The 21578-nt window shown below is 69.9% G+C and carries 17 protein-coding genes, 1 other RNA gene and 1 pseudogene; 5 read left to right on the top strand and 14 right to left on the bottom strand.

Annotated features, from left to right (window positions below; all coding sequences use genetic code 11):
* Positions 1 to 76: 76 nt before the first annotated feature.
* Complete coding sequence (locus RR1_RS19265) at positions 77 to 511, bottom strand: SRPBCC family protein (protein ID WP_010839573.1); 435 nt, start codon at positions 509 to 511, stop codon at positions 77 to 79.
* A 281-nt stretch (positions 512 to 792) separates the two neighbouring features.
* Here RR1_RS19265 and RR1_RS19260 point away from each other — a divergent pair, with 281 nt between their 5' ends.
* On the top strand, positions 793 to 2244 hold the full coding sequence (locus RR1_RS19260) for an FAD-binding oxidoreductase (RefSeq protein ID WP_051111279.1): 1452 nt from the start codon (positions 793 to 795) through the stop codon (positions 2242 to 2244).
* A complete protein-coding gene (locus RR1_RS19255) occupies positions 2241 to 3536 on the top strand; it encodes a class I SAM-dependent methyltransferase (protein WP_010839570.1) in 1296 nt (431 codons plus the stop codon). Before RR1_RS19260 ends, RR1_RS19255 begins: the two co-directional genes overlap by 4 nt.
* A 66-nt stretch (positions 3537 to 3602) precedes the next feature.
* Here RR1_RS19255 and RR1_RS19250 read toward each other — a convergent pair whose 3' ends face one another.
* The 3 genes from RR1_RS19250 to RR1_RS19240 all read right to left on the bottom strand — a co-directional run bounded on the left by RR1_RS19250 (position 3603) and on the right by RR1_RS19240 (position 5528).
* Complete coding sequence (locus RR1_RS19250; RefSeq protein ID WP_040774679.1) at positions 3603 to 4436, bottom strand: SDR family NAD(P)-dependent oxidoreductase; 834 nt, start codon at positions 4434 to 4436, stop codon at positions 3603 to 3605.
* An 11-nt stretch (positions 4437 to 4447) separates the two neighbouring features.
* Positions 4448 to 4660 carry a nuclear transport factor 2 family protein gene (locus RR1_RS19245; protein WP_010839568.1) on the bottom strand — a complete coding sequence of 71 codons (213 nt, stop codon included), beginning with the start codon at positions 4658 to 4660 and terminating at the stop codon, positions 4448 to 4450.
* A 91-nt stretch (positions 4661 to 4751) separates the two neighbouring features.
* Positions 4752 to 5528: a glucose 1-dehydrogenase gene (locus RR1_RS19240; RefSeq protein WP_010839567.1), complete on the bottom strand. Its 777-nt coding sequence runs from the start codon at positions 5526 to 5528 to the stop codon at positions 4752 to 4754.
* Between the two features lie 165 nt (positions 5529 to 5693).
* Here RR1_RS19240 and RR1_RS19235 point away from each other — a divergent pair.
* A pseudogene (locus tag RR1_RS19235) lies at positions 5694 to 6392 on the top strand (YceI family protein).
* A gap of 346 nt (positions 6393 to 6738) precedes the next feature.
* Here RR1_RS19235 and RR1_RS19230 read toward each other — a convergent pair.
* The 8 genes from RR1_RS19230 to fes form a co-directional block, all read right to left on the bottom strand.
* Positions 6739 to 8826 (bottom strand): 3-hydroxyacyl-CoA dehydrogenase NAD-binding domain-containing protein, encoded by a 2088-nt coding sequence (locus RR1_RS19230; RefSeq protein WP_238559057.1) that lies wholly within the window; start codon positions 8824 to 8826, stop codon positions 6739 to 6741.
* A gap of 97 nt (positions 8827 to 8923) precedes the next feature.
* Complete coding sequence (locus tag RR1_RS19225) at positions 8924 to 10138, bottom strand: acetyl-CoA C-acetyltransferase (RefSeq protein ID WP_010839563.1); 1215 nt, start codon at positions 10136 to 10138, stop codon at positions 8924 to 8926.
* Positions 10139 to 10329: 191 nt separating this feature from the next.
* Positions 10330 to 10932: a response regulator gene (locus RR1_RS19220; RefSeq protein WP_143153933.1), complete on the bottom strand. Its 603-nt coding sequence runs from the start codon at positions 10930 to 10932 to the stop codon at positions 10330 to 10332.
* Positions 10933 to 10985: 53 nt separating this feature from the next.
* Positions 10986 to 12986 (bottom strand): sensor histidine kinase, encoded by a 2001-nt coding sequence (locus RR1_RS19215; RefSeq protein WP_010839561.1) that lies wholly within the window; start codon positions 12984 to 12986, stop codon positions 10986 to 10988.
* A 48-nt stretch (positions 12987 to 13034) separates the two neighbouring features.
* A complete protein-coding gene (locus tag RR1_RS19210) occupies positions 13035 to 13739 on the bottom strand; it encodes a hypothetical protein (protein ID WP_010839560.1) in 705 nt (234 codons plus the stop codon).
* A 157-nt stretch (positions 13740 to 13896) separates the two neighbouring features.
* Positions 13897 to 16200, bottom strand: coding sequence for a DNA polymerase III subunit gamma and tau (locus RR1_RS19205; RefSeq protein WP_010839558.1), 2304 nt, complete (start codon positions 16198 to 16200; stop codon positions 13897 to 13899).
* A gap of 69 nt (positions 16201 to 16269) precedes the next feature.
* A complete protein-coding gene (locus tag RR1_RS19200) occupies positions 16270 to 16851 on the bottom strand; it encodes an HhH-GPD-type base excision DNA repair protein (protein WP_010839557.1) in 582 nt (193 codons plus the stop codon).
* Positions 16852 to 16855: 4 nt separating this feature from the next.
* The gene (gene fes, locus RR1_RS19195) at positions 16856 to 18034 is read right to left on the bottom strand and encodes an enterochelin esterase (RefSeq protein ID WP_010839556.1); all 1179 of its coding nucleotides are present in this window, start codon (positions 18032 to 18034) and stop codon (positions 16856 to 16858) included.
* A 74-nt stretch (positions 18035 to 18108) separates the two neighbouring features.
* Between fes and fepB the strand changes: the two genes are divergently transcribed.
* Together fepB and RR1_RS19185 are read left to right on the top strand one after the other, a co-directional pair.
* Positions 18109 to 19131, top strand: a complete 1023-nt coding sequence (gene fepB, locus RR1_RS19190) for a Fe2+-enterobactin ABC transporter substrate-binding protein (RefSeq protein ID WP_010839555.1) — start codon at positions 18109 to 18111, stop codon at positions 19129 to 19131.
* 123 nt (positions 19132 to 19254) lie between these two features.
* Positions 19255 to 20052 carry a DUF1206 domain-containing protein gene (locus RR1_RS19185; protein WP_040774672.1) on the top strand — a complete coding sequence of 266 codons (798 nt, stop codon included), beginning with the start codon at positions 19255 to 19257 and terminating at the stop codon, positions 20050 to 20052.
* Positions 20053 to 20076: 24 nt separating this feature from the next.
* On the opposite strand, the gene RR1_RS19180 is transcribed toward RR1_RS19185, so the two are convergent.
* Positions 20077 to 21360: an aspartate aminotransferase type Ic gene (locus RR1_RS19180; RefSeq protein ID WP_010839553.1), complete on the bottom strand. Its 1284-nt coding sequence runs from the start codon at positions 21358 to 21360 to the stop codon at positions 20077 to 20079.
* A gap of 53 nt (positions 21361 to 21413) precedes the next feature.
* An RNA gene (gene ffs, locus RR1_RS19175) (signal recognition particle sRNA small type) lies at positions 21414 to 21508 on the bottom strand.
* Positions 21509 to 21578: the final 70 nt, after the last annotated feature.

The following is a 21578-nucleotide window of genomic DNA, read 5'->3' as shown; positions in this document are numbered from 1 at the left end:
TGTCCACCAGGTTGCACGAGAGCCGTTCCCTTCTAGTCGGTTCCCACCAGCGTAGTTCGTGTCGAGTACCTCGAGGTCAGGCGAGTTCGCGCTGCAGGTTCGACAGCACGAGGCTCTGGATCTTCTTCAGGCCCAGCGGCGCGAAGATCCGCTCGAAGAATCCGCCGATGCCGCCCGCGCCGTTCCAGGTCGTCGTGACGGTCACACCCGAGCCCGTTCCGCGCGGCGTCACGTCGTAACGCGTGACCATCGACGAGTTGCGATCGGTCTCGGTGACGGAGTTCCCCTTCACCGAGACGTCCGCGAGTACGTCGCGCGAACGGCTCTCGGTCGCCTTGAGAATCCAGTGGACGACGGTGCCGTCGCCGGAGCCGCCCTCGACCACCTGATAGTCGAGGTACTGGTCGGGAAGGATGCGCGGACGGGTCGTCTCGTAGTCGGCGAGCGCCGCGACCGCGCGGTCCGCCGGGACGTCGAGCGAGATCGAACTGGATGCGGTTACCTGGCCCACGAGTGGTCCTCCCGGTCGTAACGGATCCCGGTCGCCCGGGACTCGGCTCGATGCCGAACACGTCCATCCTGCCCGACCCGCCGGCCGTCGCGGCGCGGTGACGGCGGCCCCGCGGACGGCGGACCGCGATAGACTATGACCACCATCACCTCTTGTTCGCGAGGACAGCCGTCCCGGTGGACGGTACGCCCGGGGCCGAGGGCGTGTCGCGGCCGGATATGGCGTGCCCTCGCAGGGCGAGAGGTCTAGCGTCATGGTTCGTGGGAGGAATCTTCGACACGATGCGCGATGTCCTATCGATCCGGCGCCCCGGTGCGCGTGCCCGCCCCGTGGGGTGGGCGGTTCACCGTGACGGCGTCGAGCGCCTGACCTCGTCGTATCGCGCGATTCCGCCCGGCGCGACGGTCCGTCTCGCCAAGCGCACCTCGAACCTCTTCCGGGCCCGCGCGGCCACGACGGCCCCGGGTCTCGACGTTTCCGGCCTGAGCGGTGTGATCGACGTCGACGCCGACGCCCGCACCGCGGACGTGCAGGGAATGTGCACGTACGAGGATCTCGTCGACGTGACGCTCGCGTACGGGCTCGTCCCGCTCGTCGTCCCCCAGCTCAAGACGATCACCCTCGGCGGCGCCGTCACGGGGCTCGGCATCGAGTCGACGTCGCTGCGCAACGGGCTGCCTCACGAGTCGGTCCTCGAGATCGACGTCCTGACCGGCGACGGCTCCGTCGTCACGGCCACGCCCGAGGGCGAGCACGCCGATCTCTACCGCGGATTCCCCAACTCCTACGGGACACTCGGATATTCGACGCGACTGAAGATCCGGCTCGAGCCCGCTCCGCGGTTCGTCGCGCTGCGGCATCTGCGCTTCGATTCCGTCGCCGAGTTGCAGAGTGCGCTCGAGACGATCGCGGGCGACGGCACGTGGGACGGTGAGCCCGTCGACTACGTCGACGGCGTCGTGTTCACGGCGACCGAGTCGTACCTGACGCTCGGCCGCGGCACCGACGAGCCCGGCCCCGTGAGCGACTACACGAGCAGCGAGATCTATTACCGCTCACTCCAGCACGAGTCGATCAACCATCCCAAGACCGACCGGCTCACGATCCGCGACTACCTGTGGCGCTGGGATACGGATTGGTTCTGGTGCTCGCGTGCGTTCGGGGCACAGAACCCGGCGATCCGCCGTTTCTGGCCGAAATCCCTGCTCCGCAGCAGCTTCTACTGGAAGCTCATCGCGTTGGATCACAAGTACGACATCGCCGACCGCATCGAGGCCCGCAAGGGGAATCCGCCGCGCGAGCGCGTCGTCCAGGACGTCGAGGTGCCCGTCGAGCGCACCACCGAGTTCGTCGAGTGGTTCCTGCACGAGATTCCGATCGAGCCCATCTGGTTGTGCCCGTTGCGACTTCGTGAGCCTGCCGCACCCGGTGCCGATTCGGTACGTCCGTGGCCGTTGTATCCCCTCGAACCGAAGCGCACCTACGTGAACATCGGATTCTGGTCGTCCGTTCCGGTCGTTCCGGGTGAGCCCGAGGGCGCCGCGAACATCCGGATCGAGGAGCGTGTCGCCGAGCTCGACGGGCACAAGTCGTTGTACTCGGACGCGTTCTACACGCGCGAAGACTTCGAACGCCTCTACTACGGCGGCGATCGATACGAAGAACTGAAACGACGATACGACCCGGATTCCCGGCTCCTGGACCTCTTCTCGAAGGCGGTGCGGCGCAAATGACGACCCTCGATCGCAATCAGAACAAGCTCGACCTCTCCCAGATTCTCGAAGTGCTCTCCGACGGATCGCTGCCGATTCGCTTCACCGCCTACGACGGCAGTGAGACGGGCCCCGACGACGCGCCCTACGGCCTGCACCTGAACTCCGAACGGGGCACGACCTACCTCGCGACGGCGCCGGGCGATCTCGGCATGGCCCGCGCCTACATCTCCGGCGACCTCGAGGCCAGCGGCGTCCATCCCGGCGATCCGTACGAGATCCTGCGCGTGATGAGCGAGGACATCCATCTGCGGCGGCCACCGGCGCGCGCGCTCGCAGCGATCACGCGCTCGCTCGGATGGGAGTTGTTGCGCCCCATCGCTCCCCCTCCGCAGGAACACCTCCCGCGGTGGCGGCGCGTCGCCGAAGGGCTCCGGCACTCGCGAACTCGCGACGCCGAGGTCATCCATCACCACTACGACGTCTCGAACACCTTCTACGAGTACGTTCTCGGGCCGTCGATGACCTACACGTGCGCGTGCTACCCGAACCAGGACGCGACGCTCGAAGAGGCGCAGGACGACAAGTACAGGCTCGTGTTCGAGAAGCTCGGCCTCGGGAAGGGCGATCGGCTGCTCGACATCGGGTGCGGCTGGGGCGGAATGGTCCGGTACGCCGCGAAGCGCGGCGTCAAGACCATCGGCGTCACCCTCTCGCGTGAGCAGGCCGAGTGGGGACAGAAGAAGATCGCCGAGGACGGACTCACCGACCTCGCCGAGATCCGGTTCTCGGACTACCGTGACGTCACCGAGACCGGCTTCGACGCGATCTCCTCGATCGGCCTCACCGAGCACATCGGCGTCCACAACTACCCGTCGTACTTCGGGTTCATGAAGGCGAAACTGCGCGACGGCGGACTTCTGCTCAACCACTGCATCACGAGGCCCACCAACAACTCTCGCGCTCGTGCCGGCGGCTTCATCGACCGCTACATCTTCCCCGACGGCGAGCTCACCGGTTCGGGCCGCATCATCACCGAGATCCAGAACCTGGGCCTCGAGGTGCGGCACGAGGAGAACCTGCGCGAGCACTACGCGCTGACGCTGCGCGACTGGAACCGCAACCTCGTCGCCAACTGGGACGCCGCCGTCGCCGAGGTGGGCCTGGGCACCGCGAAGCTGTGGGGCCTCTACATGGCGGGTTCACGCCTCGGTTTCGAGCGCAACGTCGTCCAACTCCACCAGGTGCTGGCCGTCAAGCTCGACGCGAAGGGCAACGCGAACGTGCCGCTCCGCCCCTGGTGGAACGGATAGGCGGCTCCGCCGCTCGTGCGTGACTTTCCGGTCCCTGCTCCGGAAAGTCACGCACGACCCGGACGGTCACGCACCGAAGCGCGTGTCCACCCCGATGACCGCACCGCCACCGAAGGCTTCGCGATGCGACGGCGGCCGGTTGCCGCCCTCGTCGGTGATGCCGTAGTGCTGCGCCGCCTCCGCCGTGACGAGGGTCCGCCCGCTGTACTCGGCGACGGCGGGATCGGCCGCCAGCGATGCGACGACGCGCCCCACGAACTCGGGACTCTCGGCGTTCGCGACGGGGAAGCCCTCGATGTCGTCGACACCCATCGCGAGCACGACCTCGGTGCGCACGATGCCCGGCCACAGCGACACCGTGTTCACCCCGGTGCCCTGCAGTTCGACCGCCATGTCGTGCGCCATCTTGTCGAGGCCCGCCTTCGACATCCCGTAGAGCACGGAGTGCAGGTAGCCGCGGGTGCCGAACGACGAGATGTTCGCGACGAGGCCCGAACCCTGCGGAACCATGATGCGGGCGGCCAGGGTCGAGGCGACGTAGTGGGCGCGCAGTCCGACCCCGATCAGCGAATCCCAGTCGCTCACCGGCCTTTTCCAGAACGGATCGGAGAATCCCGCGAAGCCGTCGGGGTTCGCCCACACGTTGTTGACGAGGAGATCGAGCCGGCCCGACTCACCGCTGATCTTGCCGAAGACCGCCTCGATCTGCGCGTCGTCCCGGTGATCGCACGTGATCGCCACGCCCGTACCGCCGCCCCCGTTCACTGCGGCGACGGTGTCGTCCAGCGCCTCCCGGTTCCTGCCGGTGACGTACACCGTCCACCCGGCCGCGCCCAGGGCCGTCGCGATGCCCTTGCCGACGCCACGGCTCGCGCCCGTCACGAGTGCCACTGCATCCATGTGCTCCACCCCTATTCCTCGACGATCGCGTCGGCGACGTCGAACGCTCCCAGCGGGCCGAAGTCGATCGAGGCGCCCGAGTCGATGAAGCACGAACGGAACGCCTTGGCGTCCTTCGCATCACAGGCTCGGAGGTATCGGTGCTCGAGTTCTTTCACAGCCTCGACGACGGTGTACTGCGTCGTGGCGTCGAGGCTCGTTCGGCCGGTGGTCTCGGCGCTCATCTGCCCTCCTCGCTCCCGGTGAGTCGGGCGCGACGCTACTGCGTGGCGGAAGGGTGTCGAGGGCGCGCTCCCGCGGGGTGGGAGCGCGGCGTCACTGGCCCATCACGTATTTGATCGTCGGGCCCGCCGTCCAGCCGCCGTCGACGGCGATCTCCGCGCCGGTGACGTAGGAGGCGGCGTCGCTGAGCAGAAAGGCGACTGCACCTGCGATCTCGTCCGCTGTGCCCACCCGGCCCATCGGCGTGTTCGGGTAGTTGCCCTCGCCGACGGCGATGCCGGTCTCGGCCGTCATCGGCGTGTAGGTCATGCCGGGGTGGACGCTGTTGACGCGGATGCGGTCGGTGCCGAGTTCGACGGCCGCCACCTTCGACAGGCCACGCACGCCCCACTTCGACGCGCCGTAGCCCGCGGTCAGCGCGAGGCCCATGAGCCCGGCGGCCGACGAGATGTTGACGATGGACCCGCCGCCGGCCTCGCGCATGGGAGCGATCACGCTCTGCATCCCGATGAACACGCCCGTGAGGTTGATGTCGAGGACGGTGCGGAAGTGGTCGACGGGCTCCTTCTCGATGAGCTGGCCCGTCGAGACGCCCGCGTTGTTGACGAGGCCGTCGACCTTGCCGAACTCGCTGCGAGCGAACTCGATCACGCGCTGCCAGTCGCTCTCGCTCGTGACGTCGAGGTGCGCGAACCTGGCGGCGTCACCGAGTCGCTCCGCCGTCGCGGCGCCGTCGTCGTCGAGCAGGTCGGCGACGACCACCCGTCCGCCGGCACCGACGATCACCTCGGCCATGGCCGCGCCGAGCCCACGTGCACCTCCCGTCACCACGACGACGCGCTCGCTCAGATCGACAACTGGTTCGGCCATGATTCGTCCCTCTCGTCGCTGGTCGGGAGCGCCATCCGCACCCTCGCCCATTGTGTTCGTGGTCGGAGTGCCGCCGGGGAGGTTTCGGCGAGACGGCGAACTCACAGGAAACCGTTACGCCACGGACACGGATGACTGTTGAAGGTGCAACTACCCTTGGTCGTCATGACCAAGAAGTGGTGGATCATCGGCGCGGTCGTTCTCGTCGTCGTCGCACTCGTGGCGTGGTTCGGGCCGCGCCTGTACGCGGAGTACGTGGCCGAGGACTCCGACCCTGCAGCGACGGTGTCGACGGAGGGCGCGACAGCGGCGGAGGGCGAACTCGACGGCTCGTGGACGGTGGTTCCGGGGTCTGGCACCAACGAGACCGCGGCGGGATACACGGTCGACGAGGTGCTCAACGGCGCCGACGTCACCGTCGTCGGACGCACCTCGGACGTGTCCGGAACCGCGACCGTCGAGGACGAGCAGCTCAGGTCCGGCGAGATCGTCGTGTAGACGGAGGGCATCACCACCGACTCCGACCGGCGCGACAACCAGTTCCGCGGTGAGAACATCTTCGACGTCGCGAACCACCCGACAGCGACGTTCACCGTGACCGAGCCGGTGGACCTGTCCTCGGTCCCCACCGACGGCACGACGGGCACGGTGAGGCTCACCGGCACCCTCGAGCTCACGGGCGAGACGCTGCCCGTCACGACGGACGCGACGGTGTTGCGGACGGGCGAGGACCTCGTCGTCTCCGGCGCGATCCCCGTGACCTGGGCCGACTACGGCATCACCCCGCCGTCGCTGGGCTTCGTGACGGTCGAGGACGCCGGTACCGTCGACTTCCTCGTCGTGCTGGGCGCTTCGCGCTCGTGAGTGACTCGGTCCCTGGGCCGGAAACTCACGCGCAAGCGGCGCAGCCGCCTACGGGCAGACCGAGGACCGTGGTGGCGGCCAGTGCCACTCCGCACGCGTCGCGCGTGACCTCCTCCCACCCGTGTGGCTGAGAATGGCGCCGGGCGAGTTCCTCGACCGCATCGAACCACTCGGGCCGTGCGGGAGGACCGGAAGGGGGATGTACGGGCGTCGTCGTCGACGAAGCGTCCCGGTCGACACCGACCGGGACGCTTCGTCGAACGCGGGGTTGTCCACAGGCGCTTCGCGCTCGTGCGCGGGTTTCCGGTCCGGGGGCCGGAAGATCACGCACGAGCGGCGGAGCCGCCTAGATCGAGGTGGGCGGGGTGAAGCGGTCGCCGTACTTCTCGGCGAGCTCCTTGGCACGCGCGACGAAGCCCTCCTTGCCCTTGCCGGCAGGTCCCTCGTAGCCCGTGACGAACTGCGAGACACCACCCGTCCACGCGGGGTACCCGATGCCGAAGATCGAGCCGATGTTCGCGTCGGCCGTCGTGTCCAGCACGCCCTCGTCGAAGCACTTCTGCGTCTCGATGGCCTCGATGAACAGCATGCGGTCGATGAGGTCCTGGAACGGCACGTCCAGTTCGGTCTTGGTGCCGAACGCCTCGCGCAGGCCCGGCCACAGGCGGGTGCGCTTGCCGTCCTCGTACTCGTAGAAACCCTTGCCGGCCGCCTTCGACGGACGATCGAACTCGCCGACCATGCGGTCGATGACGGCGCCCGCGTTGTCCTCGGGGATCGGCTTGCCCTCGGCCTCGAGTGCGGCGACCGTCTCCTTGCGGATCTTCTGCATCAGCGTCAGCGTCAGTTCGTCCGACAGCTGCAGCGGCGACGCCGGGTAGCCGGCCTGCGCGCCCGCCTGCTCGATCGTCGCGGGCTCGATGCCCTCGCCGAGCATCGAGATCGCCTCGTTGATGAAGGTGCCGATGACACGCGAGGTGAAGAAGCCACGCGAGTCGTGAACGACGATCGGCGTCTTCTTGATGGCCTGCACGTAGTCGAAGACCCGCGCGAGCGCCTCGTCGGACGTCTTCTCACCGCGGATGATCTCGACGAGCGGCATCTTGTCGACGGGCGAGAAGAAGTGGATGCCGATGAAGTCCTCCTGGCGCTTCACACCGGTCGCCAGACCCGTGATCGGCAGCGTCGAGGTGTTCGATCCGAGCAGCGCGTTCGGCTCGACGACGTCCTCGATCTCCTGGAAGACCTTGTGCTTGAGGTCCTGCGACTCGAAGACGGCCTCGACGACGAAGTCGACACCCGCGAGATCAGCGGGATCGGCGGTCGGGACGATCCGGTCGAGCAGCGCCTTGCTCTTCTCCTCGGTCGTCCGGCCACGCGAGAGCGCCTTCTTCTCGATGTTCTCCGAGTAGGCCTTGCCCTTCTGCGCGTTCTCGAGCGACACGTCCTTGAGGACGACGTCGTATCCGGCCTTCGCCGACACGTACGCGATGCCCGCGCCCATCATGCCGGCGCCGAGGACGCCGACCTTCTTGATCGTCGTCTTCTCGATGCCGTCGGGACGCGACGCACCCGCGTTGATCGACTGCAGGTCGAAGAAGAACGCCTGCGTCATGTTCTTCGCGACCTGGCCGGTGACGAGGCTCGTGAAGTACCGCGACTCGATGGTCTGCGCGGTCTCGAAGTCGACCTGCGAGCCCTCGACGGCGGCGGACATGATCGCCAGCGGCGCAGGCATGTTCGTGCCCTTGATCTGCTTGCGCAGGTTCGCGGGGAACGCGGGGAGGTTCGCGGCGAACGACGGGTTCGACGGCGTACCGCCGGGGATCTTGTATCCCTTGACGTCCCACGGCTGCTGCGCTTCGGGGTTGGCCTTGATCCACGCCTTCGCGGCGGGGAGCAGTTCCTCGACGGTCGAGACGATCTCGTCGATCAGGCCGGTCTCCTTGGCCTTCGACGGGACGCGCTGCTGACCCTGCAGGAGCACCTGCATGAGGGCGTTCTGGATGCCGAGTTTGCGCACGGTGCGCACGACGCCGCCGCCACCGGGCAGCAGGCCGAGCGACACCTCGGGCAGACCGATCTTGCTGCCCTTGACATCTACCGCGATGCGGTGGTGCGTCGCGAGCGCGATCTCGAGGCCACCGCCGAGCGCGGCGCCGTTGATCGCGGCGACGACGGGCTTGCCCAGCGTCTCGAGGCGACGTAGGTCCGCCTTGATCGCCTGGCCGAGATCGAATGCCTGCTGGGCGTTCTCGGGCTGGACCTGGATGAGCATGCGCAGGTCGCCACCCGCGAAGAAGGTCTTCTTCGCCGACGTCAGCACGACACCGGTGATGGAGTCCTTCTCGGCCTCGAGCCGGTCGACGGTCTCCTTCATGGACGAGATGTAGGCCTCGTTCATGGTGTTGGCGCTCTGGCTCGGGTCGTCCATCGTGAGCACGACGATGCCGTCCGCGTCCTGCTCCCAGTTGATGATGTTGTTCTCGCTCACTGCTTCGAATTCTCCTGAATCGAAAGGGAAAAGGACGTCAGACGCGCTCGATGATCGTGGCGACACCCATGCCGCCGCCGATGCAGAGCGTCACGAGCGCGTAGCGCGCACCGCGGCGCTCGAGTTCGTCGACCATTGTTCCGGTGATCATCGCGCCGGTCGCACCGAGCGGGTGGCCCATCGCGATCGCACCACCGTTGACGTTGAGCTTCTCGTCCGGGATCTTCAGATCCTTCTGGAACTTCAGGACGACCGACGCGAACGCCTCGTTGATCTCGAACAGGTCGATGTCGTCGACCGACAGCCCGGCGGCCTTCAGCGCCTTGTGCGCGGCCGGCGTCGGACCCGTGAGCATGATGGTCGAATCGGCACCGGACGTCGCGGTCGCGACGATGCGGGCGCGCGGCGTCAGCCCCATGTCCTTGCCCGCCTGCTCCGAACCGACGAGCACGAGCGCCGCGCCGTCGACGATGCCCGAGCTGTTGCCACCGTGGTGGATGTGCTCGATCTTCTCGACGGCGTGGTACTTCTGCAGCGCGACGGCGTCGAAGCCACCGAACTCGCCGATACCGGCGAACGACGGCTGCAGGCCCGCGAGGGCGTCGACGGTGGTGCCGGGACGCATGTGCTCGTCGTGGTCGAGCACGGTGAGGCCGTTGACGTCCTTGACCGGGACGACGGACTTCGCGAAGTAGCCGCCCGACCACGCCTTCGCGGCGAGGTCCTGCGACCGCACGGCGTACGCGTCGACGTCGTCACGCGTGAAGCCCTCGATCGTGGCGATGAGGTCGGCGCTGATGCCCTGCGGCACGAAGTAGCTGCGGTAGCTGGTGTCGGGGTCCATCGCCCACGCGCCGCCGTCCGAGGCCATCGGCACGCGCGACATCGACTCGACGCCGCCGGCGATGACGAGCTCGTCCCAGCCCGAACGGACCTTCTGCGCCGCCGTGTTGACGGCCTCGAGGCCCGACGCGCAGAAGCGGTTGAGCTGCACGCCACCGACGGTGTCGGGCAGGCCCGCGAGGGTCACTGCAGTGCGCGCGATGTCGGAGCCCTGGTCGCCCACGGGGGTGACGACACCGAGGATCAGGTCCGAGATGCGGTCTTCGTCGAGATCGGGAAAACGGGTGCGCAGCTCGTCGACCAGGCCGGTGACCAGGGAGATCGGCTTGATCGAGTGCAGCGAGCCCGTCTTCTTTCCGCGTCCGCGCGGGGTGCGGACGGCTTCGTAGATGAACGCCTCTGTGGTCACTGTGAAGTGTTCCTTCCTTCGGTTCGCTCCTGCCCGGGCGCTCCGAATGCCCGGGCGGCAGGCCGCGGACGCACGACCACGCGCGCGGCACAGGGCGCAGTGCCCAGCACGATCGACTCTAGATCGGGGCGATGCACGCACGACAGGACCGAACCGAGCAGGTCCCGTGACCGGAGCGGTCGAGAAGCACGTCAGCGCGCGCCGTCGTGCACACCGAGACCGGCGTCACGGGCGCGGACGACGGCGGCCGAGCGGCTCGGGGCGTCGAGCTTGGTGAGCACCGACGAGACGTAGTTGCGCACGGTCTTCTGACTCAGGACGAGCCGCCGTGCGATCGCGGCGTTGTCCCACCCGGCGGCGACGAGATCGAGGATCTCGTGCTCGCGGTCGGTGAGCTGCGGGAAGGCGCGGGCGCGCGACGTCCCGGCCGAGGCGAGGAGCCCCAGCGCGCGGTCGCCGACGGCCGACCCGAGCACGACACCGCCCGCGGCGACGGCGCGGACGGTGCGCTCGACCTCCTCGGGCGTCGCCCCCTTGACGAGGTAGCCGCGCGCACCCGCTCGGACGGCCGCGACGAGGGCGGCGTCGGCGTCGTGCATCGTGACCATGAGGACGGCGAGCGCCGGGAATCGCGCTCGCAGCTGCGCCGTCACCTCGATCCCCGAGCCGTCGCCGAGTTCGATGTCCATCAGCACGATGTCGGTCTCGGCCGTCACGACCTCGAGCGCCCGGGCCGCGGACTCCGCGCCACCCACGACCTCGACGCCGTCGAGCGTGCCGAGCAGGCTGGTCATCCCGAGCAGGAAGACGGGATGGTCGTCGACGACGACGACCCGAATCGGGGCCCTCACGACGCCCCCACGACGTCGGCGACCGGCACCGCGGCCGGGGCGAGCGGCAGGACGGCACGCACGACGGTGCCGTGCGGCTGTGCGGCGCTCACCTCGACCGAACCGCCCACGGCCGCAGCGCGTTCGCGCATCGTGCGCATCCCGACGCCCGCGCCCTTCGTACCGAGGAACCCGCGGCCGCGGTCGGTGACGGTGAGCTCGACGACGGACTCGCCTTCGCACACACTGTTTCTCAGTTCGACGGCGCACCCGTCGGCGCCGCTGTGACGCCGCGCGTTCGTGACGGCCTCGACGGCGATGCCGTACGCCGCCGTCGCGACACTCGGCGCGCAGTCGTCGGGCAGATCGAGCGACAGCGCGATCTCGAAGCCCGACGCCGCGTGCGTGCGGCGGAGTTCCGTGAGCGCGGGACCGAGACCGAGTTCGTCGAGCACCGGCGGAAACATCGACCGGGCCAGCGTCCGGACCCCGTCGACCTGCGCGTCGAGCTGTTCCTGCAGCGCGGCGAGCGTGCGGGCCGCCGCGTCCGGATCGCGCGTGACGAGGGTGCCGACGGCGTGCAGCCCGAGCCGGATTCCGGCGAGCGACGGCCCGAGCCCGTCGTGCAGTTCGCGGCGGATCGCGGCGCGTTCGTCGAGCCGTGCCGTCACCAGACGTTCGCGTGCCTCCTCGACGTCAGCGTGCGCTCGCGCGACGACGAGCCCGCCCGTCACGACGGCGCCCAGTTCGTCGAGCGTGCGCCGCCCCCGCTCGTCGAGCCGCTCCCCGGGCGGCGGTGCGGCGTCGAGTATCCCGATCTCGCGGCTGCCGTGGCGCAGCGGCGTCGAGACCCACTCGCCGGGCACCTCCCACCGGGGGTCGGCCCACCGCGCGACGACCTCCCCGTCGCTCGTCCGCACCGTGACGGCCGCGAGCCGCAGCGCGGCGCCGACCCCCGCGGCCAGCCCCTCGACGAGGCCGCCCGGCGTGTCGGCGCGCCCGAACTCCCGGCCGAGTGCGCGGACCGCGCGCGCCGGATCGGCACCCTCTCCGTAGACGAGCCGGCGCACGCTGCGTTCGAGGCGCACCCGCAGCGGCACGACCGCAACGGCCACCGCCGCCGCGGTGACGAGCTGGGCACCCGTCCCCGACACGGGCGGGACGGCCGCGAGGGCCGTCGTCACGACACAGTAGATCGCGATGAGCGCGACGGTGAGCGCACCCACGACCGTCGCGCGATCCACGGCGAGCTCGATTCCCCACATCCGTTGCCGCAGAACGACGACGAGGATCGCCGCGGGAAAGAACGCCTGCACCGCGAGGTGCACGAGAGGCGTCACGACCCACCACATCGGCATCGTCGCCGGCAGCAGCAGCGGCAGATACGCCGCCGTCATCAGCGCGGTGCCGCAGGCGAGCCAGCCCATCCCGATGCGATCCTCGGTTCGCCCCGTGGCCCGGCGGCGAGCGGTGACGGCGGCGGTCAGCGCCCCGGCGACCAGCACCGGCATCAGCTCGACGGCGGGCGAAAGATCGGTGAACGTGCGAAAGACGAAGTACCACACCGTGACAGCGGTACCGAGCGCGACTCCCCACCATGCCGCGACCGGAATCGCGCCGCTGCGCACGAGCCACGGGACGACGAGGAACAGCGCGAGCGTCCCCGGGATCCACGCGGTGTTCTGCAGCGGGTACACGACGTCCGCCGCCCAGAGCGACGGCGACGCCGCGGCGAGCTGCGACCACGCGTAGCCGAATCCCGCGACGCCGATCCCGATCGCACCGGCGCCCATGATCACCGGGACCGGGTGGACACGCCGTGCGAGCACGACCGCCGCCACCGTCCCGTAGACGACGCACCCCACGACGTCGACGACGAAGAACAGTTGATCGGCGCTCACGACCGGGCGCGCGAGCACGAACACGACGAGCGAGGCGACCGCGATCGTCCAGCACAGCGCGGCCAGCACGACGGCGGCGACACCACTGCCGCCGCCCACCCGCACCGGTCGCGCCATCGCACACTCCTCGCCGGGATACTCCTCGCCTGGAGGAAGTATCTCGCGTCATGCGTGCGCTCGGTCACCGAATGCGAAGCCGATCGCCAGCACGAGCAGCAGCAACGGCCCGACGAAGCCCGCCAGGTACTGCAACGGCGACAGTCCCACGAGCAGTGTGAGGGCGCCGAGCAGACCCGCGACCCATCCGATCCACCGCGGTGCCGCGCCACTGCGGGGCGCTGCTGCCGCCACCGCCAGGCCGGTGAGGCCCGTCCCGATCCAGAGCCACGGAATCGTCGCCACCCAGTGGCCGACGAAGACCGCGAACTCGGGCACCAACTCCCCCGACCCGAGTCCGTAGACGACCTCCGTCGTCAGCCCCGTTCCCAGTACGCACGTCGCCGATGTCAGGACGAGGCCGAAGGCAGCCGTGCCCGGTGCCGCCGACCCCGCGGGGAGCCGTGCGGCGAGCCGGCGAGCGAGGCCCGCGGCGAACACGAGCATCGCGATCGCACACACCGACAGCAGAATGTGCGTGACGACGAGGGCGGTGCGCTGCCCTTCGAGCACCGTCATGATCGCGACGGCGTCGCCTGCGGAGTCGGGATCGTAGGTCGCGCTGATGCCCATGCTTGCCTGGATACCGGCGATGCCGGCCACTCCTGCGACGACGCCGCAGTAGGCCCACGCACGCCCGGACCGCGTCCGCGTGTCCGGCCGCGCCGCCGTGCTCTGCTCCGGCGAGTCGCCGGGAATGTCGACTGTGCTCATGATGGATGTCCTCGCGAGTGCCGAGGCGTCGGCCGCCCCGCGAACGCACGGTGCGCTCGCGGGATCGACGCTCGCGGTCCCGGCGTCCCGAGCGGCAGAGGCCGCTGTCCTGATGTGCTCGGGACGGTTGCCTGACGAAGCGTGAACCTGCGGCGGGTCAGCCGTCGATTCTGCGTGCCCCCAGCACTTCCCGGAGGACGTCCTCGGCGGCGTCGTCGGGATCGCGATGCAGCGCCGGATCGGCGGGCCGTGCCGCCTCGGCGAACATCTCTTCCTCGTCGTCAGCGGTGGACGTCGCCGGCGTCGCGTTCTCGGTCGACTGCGCATCGGACGGCGGGAACCGCCCTCCGCCGGAGCCGTCGGCGCCCGGATCGTCGGGGAGATCGGGCTCGAGCGGTGGCGGTACGTCGTCGTACGGCGTCGGGACCGGCGCGGAGGTAGCGGCGGGCGCGCCTTCCGGTGCGGCCGCGGGTTCGGCTGCACGGCTCGGACGCGAGTAGCGCGGCGCTGCCGCGGGCTTGCGCTTCGGCGGTTCCGCGCGCGCGGGCGGCGGTGCGACGCCGCCCTGGACGTCGACCTGCCACTCGCCACCGAACATCTCGGCGAGCACCGACGTGAGGACGCGCGCGTTGTGCGGCGACGCGATGCGGGCACCGAGCGTCTGGACGGGGTGCGCGAGTACGAGGCGCGTGCCCTGCACGTCGAAGACCGTCGCCGCCGAGAGCATCGCGGGCAGCACCTTGTTGCGCTCACCGACCTTGTCGCGCACCGTGTTCCACGCCGAGCGCACGTCCTCGACGCTCGGACCGGACGCGACCGGCTGAGGCTCGGGCTCGGGCTCGGATGCTGGTTCGGGTGCCGGCTCGGGCTCGGGTGCCGGCTCGGGCTCGGGTGCCGGCTCGGGCTCGGATGCCGGCTCGGGCTCGGATGCCGGTTCGGGCTCGGGGGCAGGCGCCGCGGGTACCGACTCGACCGGGGTGATGTCGGGGTCCGGCACGGGCTCCGGCTCCGGAACCGGTGCGGGATCGGGCGTCGGTTCGGGGACCGGATCGGGTTCGGGAGCGGGCTCCGGCACCGGCTGCGGGTCCGGGGTCCGGGACGGTTCGGGCCGACGAGGCGGCTCGGGGACCTGCGACGGCTCCGGGACGTCCGGAACGGTGGCGGCCGGGGCAGGAGCAGCAGGGGCGGCGGGCACGGCCTGCTCGGTCTCGCGACGCTGCGACGGCCGCTGGAAACGCGGCGCGGCCTCGGTCTGCGCGGGGGCCGCCACCACCTGCGAACCGCCTGTCACCTGCGCACCCCCTGCCGGGGGCGCTCCCTGTTCGAGCCGTTCGACGCGCTGCAGCAGCGCGGCCTCGCCGTCAGCTGCCGCGGGCAGCAGCATCCGTGCGCACAGCACCTCGAGCAGCAGCCGGGGCGCCGTGGCACCGCGCATCTCGCCGAGCCCCGCGTGCACGACCTCCGCGAAGCGCGTGAGCGACGCCGGGCCGATCGCCTGCGCCTGCTCGGCGAGACGTTCGAGGGTGTCGTGGGGCGCGTCGACGAGGCCACGCTCGATCGCGTCGGGGACGGCGCGCACGAGGATGAGATCGCGGAGACGTTCGAGCAGGTCCGACGCGAAACGCCGCGGATCGTGCCCGGCGTCGACGACGCGGTCGACCGTGCCGAACAGCGCCGCGCCGTCTCCCGTCGCGAGGGCACCGACGGCGTCGTCGATGAGGGCGACGTCGGTGACGCCGAGCAGCGCGAGCGCCCGCTGATAGGTGACGCCGCGCTCGTCGGCGCCCGCGAGCAGCTGATCGAGGATCGACAGCGAATCACGCGGCGACCCACCGCCCGCGCGAATCACGAGCGGATACACGGGCGCCTCGACGGGGACGTGCTCCTGATCGCAGATCCGCTCGAGCAGACCGCGCATCACGGACGGCGCGAGCAACCGGAACGGGTAGTGATGGGTACGCGAGCGGATCGTCGGAAGGACCTTCTCGGGTTCCGTCGTCGCGAAGATGAAGATCAGATGCTCGGGCGGTTCCTCGACGATCTTGAGCAGGGCGTTGAAGCCCGCCGTCGTGACCATGTGGGCCTCGTCGATGATGAACACGCGATACCGCGACTCGGCGGGTGCGTAGAACGCGCGATCGCGGAGTTCACGGGTGTCGTCGACACCGCCGTGGCTCGCGGCGTCGAGTTCGGTGACGTCGAGATTGCCTGCCCCACCCGGGCCGAGCGCGACGCACGACGCGCACTCGCCGCACGGCGTGGAGGTCGGGCCCTGCACGCAGTTGAGCGACCGCGCGAGGATGCGTGCGGAGGACGTCTTGCCACACCCGCGCGGCCCCGAGAAGAGGTACGCGTGGTTGATCCGGCCCGCGTCGAGCGCGGTGCTGAGCGGTTCGGTGACATGTTCCTGTCCCACGACCTCGGCGAAGGTCGCGGGCCGGTACTTCCGATACAGCGCCACGCCCAAAGGGTACCGGCGGGCACCGACACCGCAGCGGTTGCCCGCGTACTTCGTGCGGGCCTTCGCCGGCTACTTCTTCGCGGCCTTCGCCGCGGCCTTGGCGGCCTTCTTGAACTCGCGCACTTCCAGCAGCGTCGTGTCGTCGACGACGTCGGCGATCGAGCGCCGCGCGCCGTCCTGCCCGTAGTCGCCGGCCGCCTCGCGCCAGCCGTCCGGCGACACACCCAACTGCTTGCCGAGCAGTGCGAGGAAGATCCGCGCCTTCTGGTCGCCGTATCCCGGCAGCGCCTTCAGCCGCTTCAGGACGGCCGCGCCGTCGGGCTCGCCGCCCAGCCAGAGGCGCTCGGGGTCGCCGTCGTAGTGCTCGACGATGTACCCGCACAGCGCCTGGACGCGCTTCGCCATCGAACCGGGGAACCGGTGCACCGCGGGAGTCTGCGCGAAGACCGCGGCGAACGCCTCGGGGTCCATCGCCGCGATCTCGTTCACGTCGAGGTCGCCGAGCCGATCGGCGAGCTTGCGCGGGCCGCTGAACGCGACCTCCATCGGAATCTGCTGATCCAGCAGCATCCCGATCAACAGTGCGAGCGGCTGCTCGGCCAACAGGGCGTCCGCGTCCGGATCACCCGCGAGATGCAACGTCGGAGCCATGACGTCATGGTAGCGGCAGGGTCCCGTCCGCCGGGCCGAGCAGCATCGCGACGCCCGCGAGGAGCCGTTCGCGCCACTGCGCCGGATCGTGCCCGCCGCGGAACTCGCGATGGTGCACCTCGCGTCCGGCAGTGCGCAGGAGACCTGCGACCTCTCGATTCGATTGCACGAGCATCCATTCGAGGCTCCCGCACTCGACGACGAAGCGCGCGGAGCCCGGCGCGATCGTCTCCTGCACCGACGGGCCGACGCCGTCGTCCGGCCACCAGTACGAGCCCGACATCGACACGGCGCCGCCGAACACGTCGGGCCGCGTCAGCGCCGCGTAGCTCGCGGTGAGCCCGCCGAGGCTGCATCCGGCGACGATCGCGCCTTCGGGAGCCACGTCGCTCTCCGCCGCGACGTCGCGCACGAGTTCTGCTGCAGCGGAGACGAACTCGTCATTGCATCCGAGGTCACGGCGCCGAGTCTCGGTGTCGAGACTGTCGATCATGACGGCGACGGGCGCGACACCCGTCCGCTCTGCCACGGCGTCGAACCCGGGCATGAGCGGATGATCGAGCGCCCACGTGCGGCCGTCGAGGACGACGACGATCGGCCCGCGCCGCTCCCCCGGCGTCTCGTACACCCACACGTCGCGCTCTCGGCCCGCGACGGTCCGCACGCCGGAGGTGAGCCGACCACGCGCGCGGCGCCGCGACCACCACTCGTCGGGCGGGGCGCAGGGCATGACGGCGCGCGACGACGGCCACTCCCCTGGCAGTTCCTCGGCGCCGAACGGGTCGGGTCTCGCGTCGGCGAGAACTGCTCGCCACCATCGCCAATCGGGTTCCGCGGGCGCAGTGAGCACCGACCGCCGCGGAAGGAAGCGGTACTGCCCCGCCCAGTCGCCGGGAACCTCGAGCGACAGGTGCCACAGCGACGATCCCGGCTCGCGCGCGAGCGCCGAGCGATCGAGCCGCGCCCGATCGGTGATGCCGTTCGCGTCGAGATACACCGCGGCGGACTCGCCGTCCACCCAGCAGAAGGTCGCGGTGACGTGCCCGGGCAGCTGATCGTCGACGGTCTCGACGAGCGGGCCGCCGCTGCGCGCGAGTTCACGGAGTACGGCGTCGGGCCCGCCGGAGCGCAACAGCGGTGAATGCAGAATCCGCCGAACCGGCCCCGGCGTTCTTCTCCGCATTCCGACCTCCGATGAACGGTGATTAAGGTAAGGCTATCCTTTGGTGATCGTTCACCCGGAAAGCAGGTACCACTTTGTTCCGCAGATCCACCGTCGCCGCAGCTGCAGCGCTCGCCGCCACCGCCCTCGTCCTGACCGGCTGCTCGTCCGGTGACACCGCGAGCGAGTCCGCCCCCGACGCGACGGCGGAGACCGCGACCGGCGCATGGCCGCGCACCGTCGCGGACGACCGCGGCGAGGTGACGATCGACGCCGAACCCCAGCGCATCGTCTCCACGAGTGTCACACTGACCGGCCCGCTGCTCGCCCTCGACGCCCCGCTCGTCGGGACGGGCGCACAGGCGCCGTCCACCGTCACCGACGATCGCGGGCTGTTCCGTCAGTGGGCGGACGTCGCGACGGAACGCGACGTCGACGTGCTCTACCAGGGGATGCCCGACGTCGAGTCCGTGACGGCGGCCGAACCGGATCTCATCTTCGTGTCCGCGACCGGCGCCGACTCCGCCGCCGACCGCGTCGAGGTCCTCGAGAAGATCGCACCCGTCGTCGTGCTCCGCTACGACGACAAATCGTGGCAGGAGATCACGTCGATCGTCGCCGAAGCGATCGGCAAGGAGGACGCCGCGCAGGAACTCGTCGCCGAATACGACGCGCACGTCGCTTCCGCCCGCGAGCAACTCGGTGACATCTCCGCCGCCGATCCCGTGAACGTCCTGACCTACAACTCGCCGAACGAGTCGAAGATCTTCACGGCCGGCAGTGCGCAGGGCCAGCTGTTCGAGTCGCTGGGCTTCGAGATCGCCACGCTTCCCGACGACATCGCGGGTGCGGGAAGCGGAACGGGGCAGGAGCGCACCGACATCGTCTCGGTCGGACAGGAGAACCTCGATCGCGCACTCCCGGGCGACGCCACGTTCGTCGTCAACGCCGAACAGGAAGACGCGGAACGGCTCTCGGCCGATCCCACCCTCGCGAGCACCCCGGCCGTCGCGGCGGATCGTGTGTATCCGCTCGGTCCCGAGAGCTTCCGGCTCGACTACTACTCGGCGAGCGTCACGATCGATCACATCGTCGCCGAACTCGCCGACCGGCAGTGACCGCCACGGAAACTGATTGAAAGTTGTACCAGCACGCACGCTGAACGCCGCGTAGGTTCCTCCCATCGGACCGTGATCCCCGGATCCGACTCGAACCGAACAAACCCCGATCGGGAGGACCACGTGAGCGACGTCGGCACCAAGGCGCGCAAGGCGCGCCAGAGCACGGCATTCGAGAAGGCCGCGCGCGCCGGGCACGTCGTCAGCGGCGGCGCGCACCTTCTGATCGGCTATCTCGTGCTGCTGATGGCGTTCGGTGCCGGCGGCGCCTCCGCCGATCAGTCGGGCGCACTCGCCCGGGTCGCGTCGCAACCCGGCGGCGAGATCGCGCTGTGGATCGGCGCGATCGCGTTCGCCGCGCTCGCGTTGTGGCGCATCGTCGAAGGCATCTCGGCCGACCCCGGCGACTCGGTGTCCGACCAGCTCGACGAGCGCGGCAAGCCGCTCGCGACCGCCGTCGTCTACGTCGCGCTCGCGTGGTCGGCGCTGTCGTTCGCGATGGGCTCGGGTCAGTCGAGCGGCGAGCAGAACGCCGGCATCAGCGCTCGGCTCATGGAGTCGACGGCGGGCACCATCGTGCTGGCGATCGCGGGCCTCGTCATCGCCGGTGTCGGCGTCTACCACGTCCACAAGGGTGCGACGAAGGGCTTCGCCGACGACCTGAAGAAGAACCCGGGCAAGCCCGCCGAGATCCTCGGCGTGACGGGTTACGTCGCGAAGGGCCTCGTCCTCGCGGGCACCGGCATCCTCGTCGTCACGGCGGCGGCGACGTCCGATCCCAGCAAGGCGACCGGAATCGACGGCGCCGTCACGACTCTCGGTTCGTGGCCGTTCGGGCAGGTTCTCCTCGTCCTCGCCGGACTCGGGCTCGGCGCCTACGGCGCATACTGCTTCGTGCTCGCGCGCCACGCCCGCATGTGAGGGCGCGGCGCGGGAGCCGGCAGCTCAGCGAGTCAGCAGGGATTCGGCCGCCGCGTACAGCACGCATGTCGCGACGCCGTCCATCGCGACCTCGAGCTCACCCGACGACGGGAAGCTCGGGGCGATGCGGATGTTGCGATCGTCCGGGTCGGCGCCGTAGGGAAACGCCGAACCCGCTGCGGTGAGCGCGATTCCGGCTTCCTTCGCGAGTTCGATCACCCGGCGCGCGGTGCCGTCGAGAACGTCGAGGCTGATGAAGTAGCCGCCCTTGGGGTCCGTCCACGACGCGACCTTCGACGCACCCAGCCGGTCCTCGAGGATCTGCAGGACGAGCGCGAACTTGGGCGCGAGGATCTCGCGGTGCTTCTCCATGTGCGCGCGCACGCCGTCGGCGTCACCGAAGAACTGCGCGTGCCGGAGCTGGTTGACCTTGTCGGGGCCGATCGTCTTCTTCGCGATGTTCCGCTGGTACCACGCGAGGTTGTCGGCGGAGGCGCCGAAGAAGGCGACACCCGCACCCGCGAACGTGATCTTCGAGGTCGACGCGAAGACGTAGGGCCGGTTGGGGTTTCCGGCCTCGGCGGCCATGCCGAGAACGTCGAGCGCCGGCACCGTCTCGCCGACGAGCGGATGGACCGCGTAGGCGTTGTCCCAGAAGATGCGGAAGTCCGGTGCCGCGGTGGGCATCGAGACCAGCCCGCGCGTGACCTCCTCCGAGTACACCGCGCCCGTGGGGTTGGAGTACGCCGGGACGGCCCACATGCCGCGGATCGCCGGGTCGCTCGCGACGAGCTCCGTCACGACGGCCATGTCGGGTCCGTCGGGCAGGATCGGCACCGGGATCATCTCGATGCCGAACGACTGCGTGATCGCGAAGTGTCGGTCGTAGCCCGGCGACGGGCACAGGAACTTCACCGTCTCACCCGCCCACGGGCCCGCCGAGTCGGAGTTGCCGTGCAGCAGCGAGAACACGATGAGGTCGTGCATGATCTCGAGGCTCGCGTTGCCGCCGGCGAGCAGATTCGAGACCGGGATTCCCAGCAGCTCACCGAAGATCGCGCGCAGTTCCGGCAGACCCGTCACACCGCCGTAGTTGCGGGTGTCGAGGCCGTCGGCGGCGCGGTAGTTCTCGCCCGGCAGGGTCAGCAGCGCGGCCGACAGATCCAGTTGCTCGGGAGACGGCTTGCCGCGGGTGAGATCGAGGACGAGTTTCTCGTCGCGCAGCCTCGCGTAGTTTTCGCGCTGACGGTCGAGTTCCGCGCCGAGCTCGTCGCGGTTCATCAACCCGAACTGGGTCTGGCTGGGCATACGGAAGGCCTTTCAACCGACCATCGGGTCGGGCCGGCGTCGTCGCTGCGAGAGATAGGGGACCCCGCGCACCCGGCAGAGCCCGTTGACCCTTGCTGCCTTCCGGCCCTGGGGGAGTTCACAGGATGCACGCCGCGCGGGATCCATCGACGAGTGTAGCGGCCGGGCCCCGGCGGGTCGATTCGCCCCCTCGGCGGCCGGTGCGTGACGGTGTTACT

Origin of the sequence: Rhodococcus rhodnii NBRC 100604 (assembly GCF_001894925.1) — a bacterium.
Classification (GTDB): domain Bacteria; phylum Actinomycetota; class Actinomycetes; order Mycobacteriales; family Mycobacteriaceae; genus Rhodococcus_F; species Rhodococcus_F rhodnii.
Note: the sequence above shows the minus strand (reverse complement) of the source record. Positions and strands in the feature narration are given on the sequence as shown.

Bases quoted from the DNA above. Each gene is read 5' to 3' on its own strand.
- fes (WP_010839556.1), bottom strand. From the start codon at position 18,034: ATGCGGAGAAGAACGCCGGGGCCGGTTCGGCGGATTCTGCATTCACCG.
- RR1_RS19180 (WP_010839553.1), bottom strand. From the start codon at position 21,360: ATGCCCAGCCAGACCCAGTTCGGGTTGATGAACCGCGACGAGCTCGGC.
- RR1_RS19215 (WP_010839561.1), bottom strand. From the start codon at position 12,986: ATGGCGCGACCGGTGCGGGTGGGCGGCGGCAGTGGTGTCGCCGCCGTC.
- RR1_RS19210 (WP_010839560.1), bottom strand. From the start codon at position 13,739: ATGAGCACAGTCGACATTCCCGGCGACTCGCCGGAGCAGAGCACGGCG.
- RR1_RS19200 (WP_010839557.1), bottom strand. From the start codon at position 16,851: ATGGCTCCGACGTTGCATCTCGCGGGTGATCCGGACGCGGACGCCCTG.
- RR1_RS19220 (WP_143153933.1), bottom strand. From the start codon at position 10,932: ATGACCAGCCTGCTCGGCACGCTCGACGGCGTCGAGGTCGTGGGTGGC.
- RR1_RS19260 (WP_051111279.1), top strand. From the start codon at position 793: ATGCGCGATGTCCTATCGATCCGGCGCCCCGGTGCGCGTGCCCGCCCC.
- RR1_RS19240 (WP_010839567.1), bottom strand. From the start codon at position 5,528: ATGGCCGAACCAGTTGTCGATCTGAGCGAGCGCGTCGTCGTGGTGACG.
- RR1_RS19250 (WP_040774679.1), bottom strand. From the start codon at position 4,436: ATGGATGCAGTGGCACTCGTGACGGGCGCGAGCCGTGGCGTCGGCAAG.
- RR1_RS19230 (WP_238559057.1), bottom strand. From the start codon at position 8,826: ATGGACGACCCGAGCCAGAGCGCCAACACCATGAACGAGGCCTACATC.
- RR1_RS19245 (WP_010839568.1), bottom strand. From the start codon at position 4,660: ATGAGCGCCGAGACCACCGGCCGAACGAGCCTCGACGCCACGACGCAG.
- RR1_RS19255 (WP_010839570.1), top strand. From the start codon at position 2,241: ATGACGACCCTCGATCGCAATCAGAACAAGCTCGACCTCTCCCAGATT.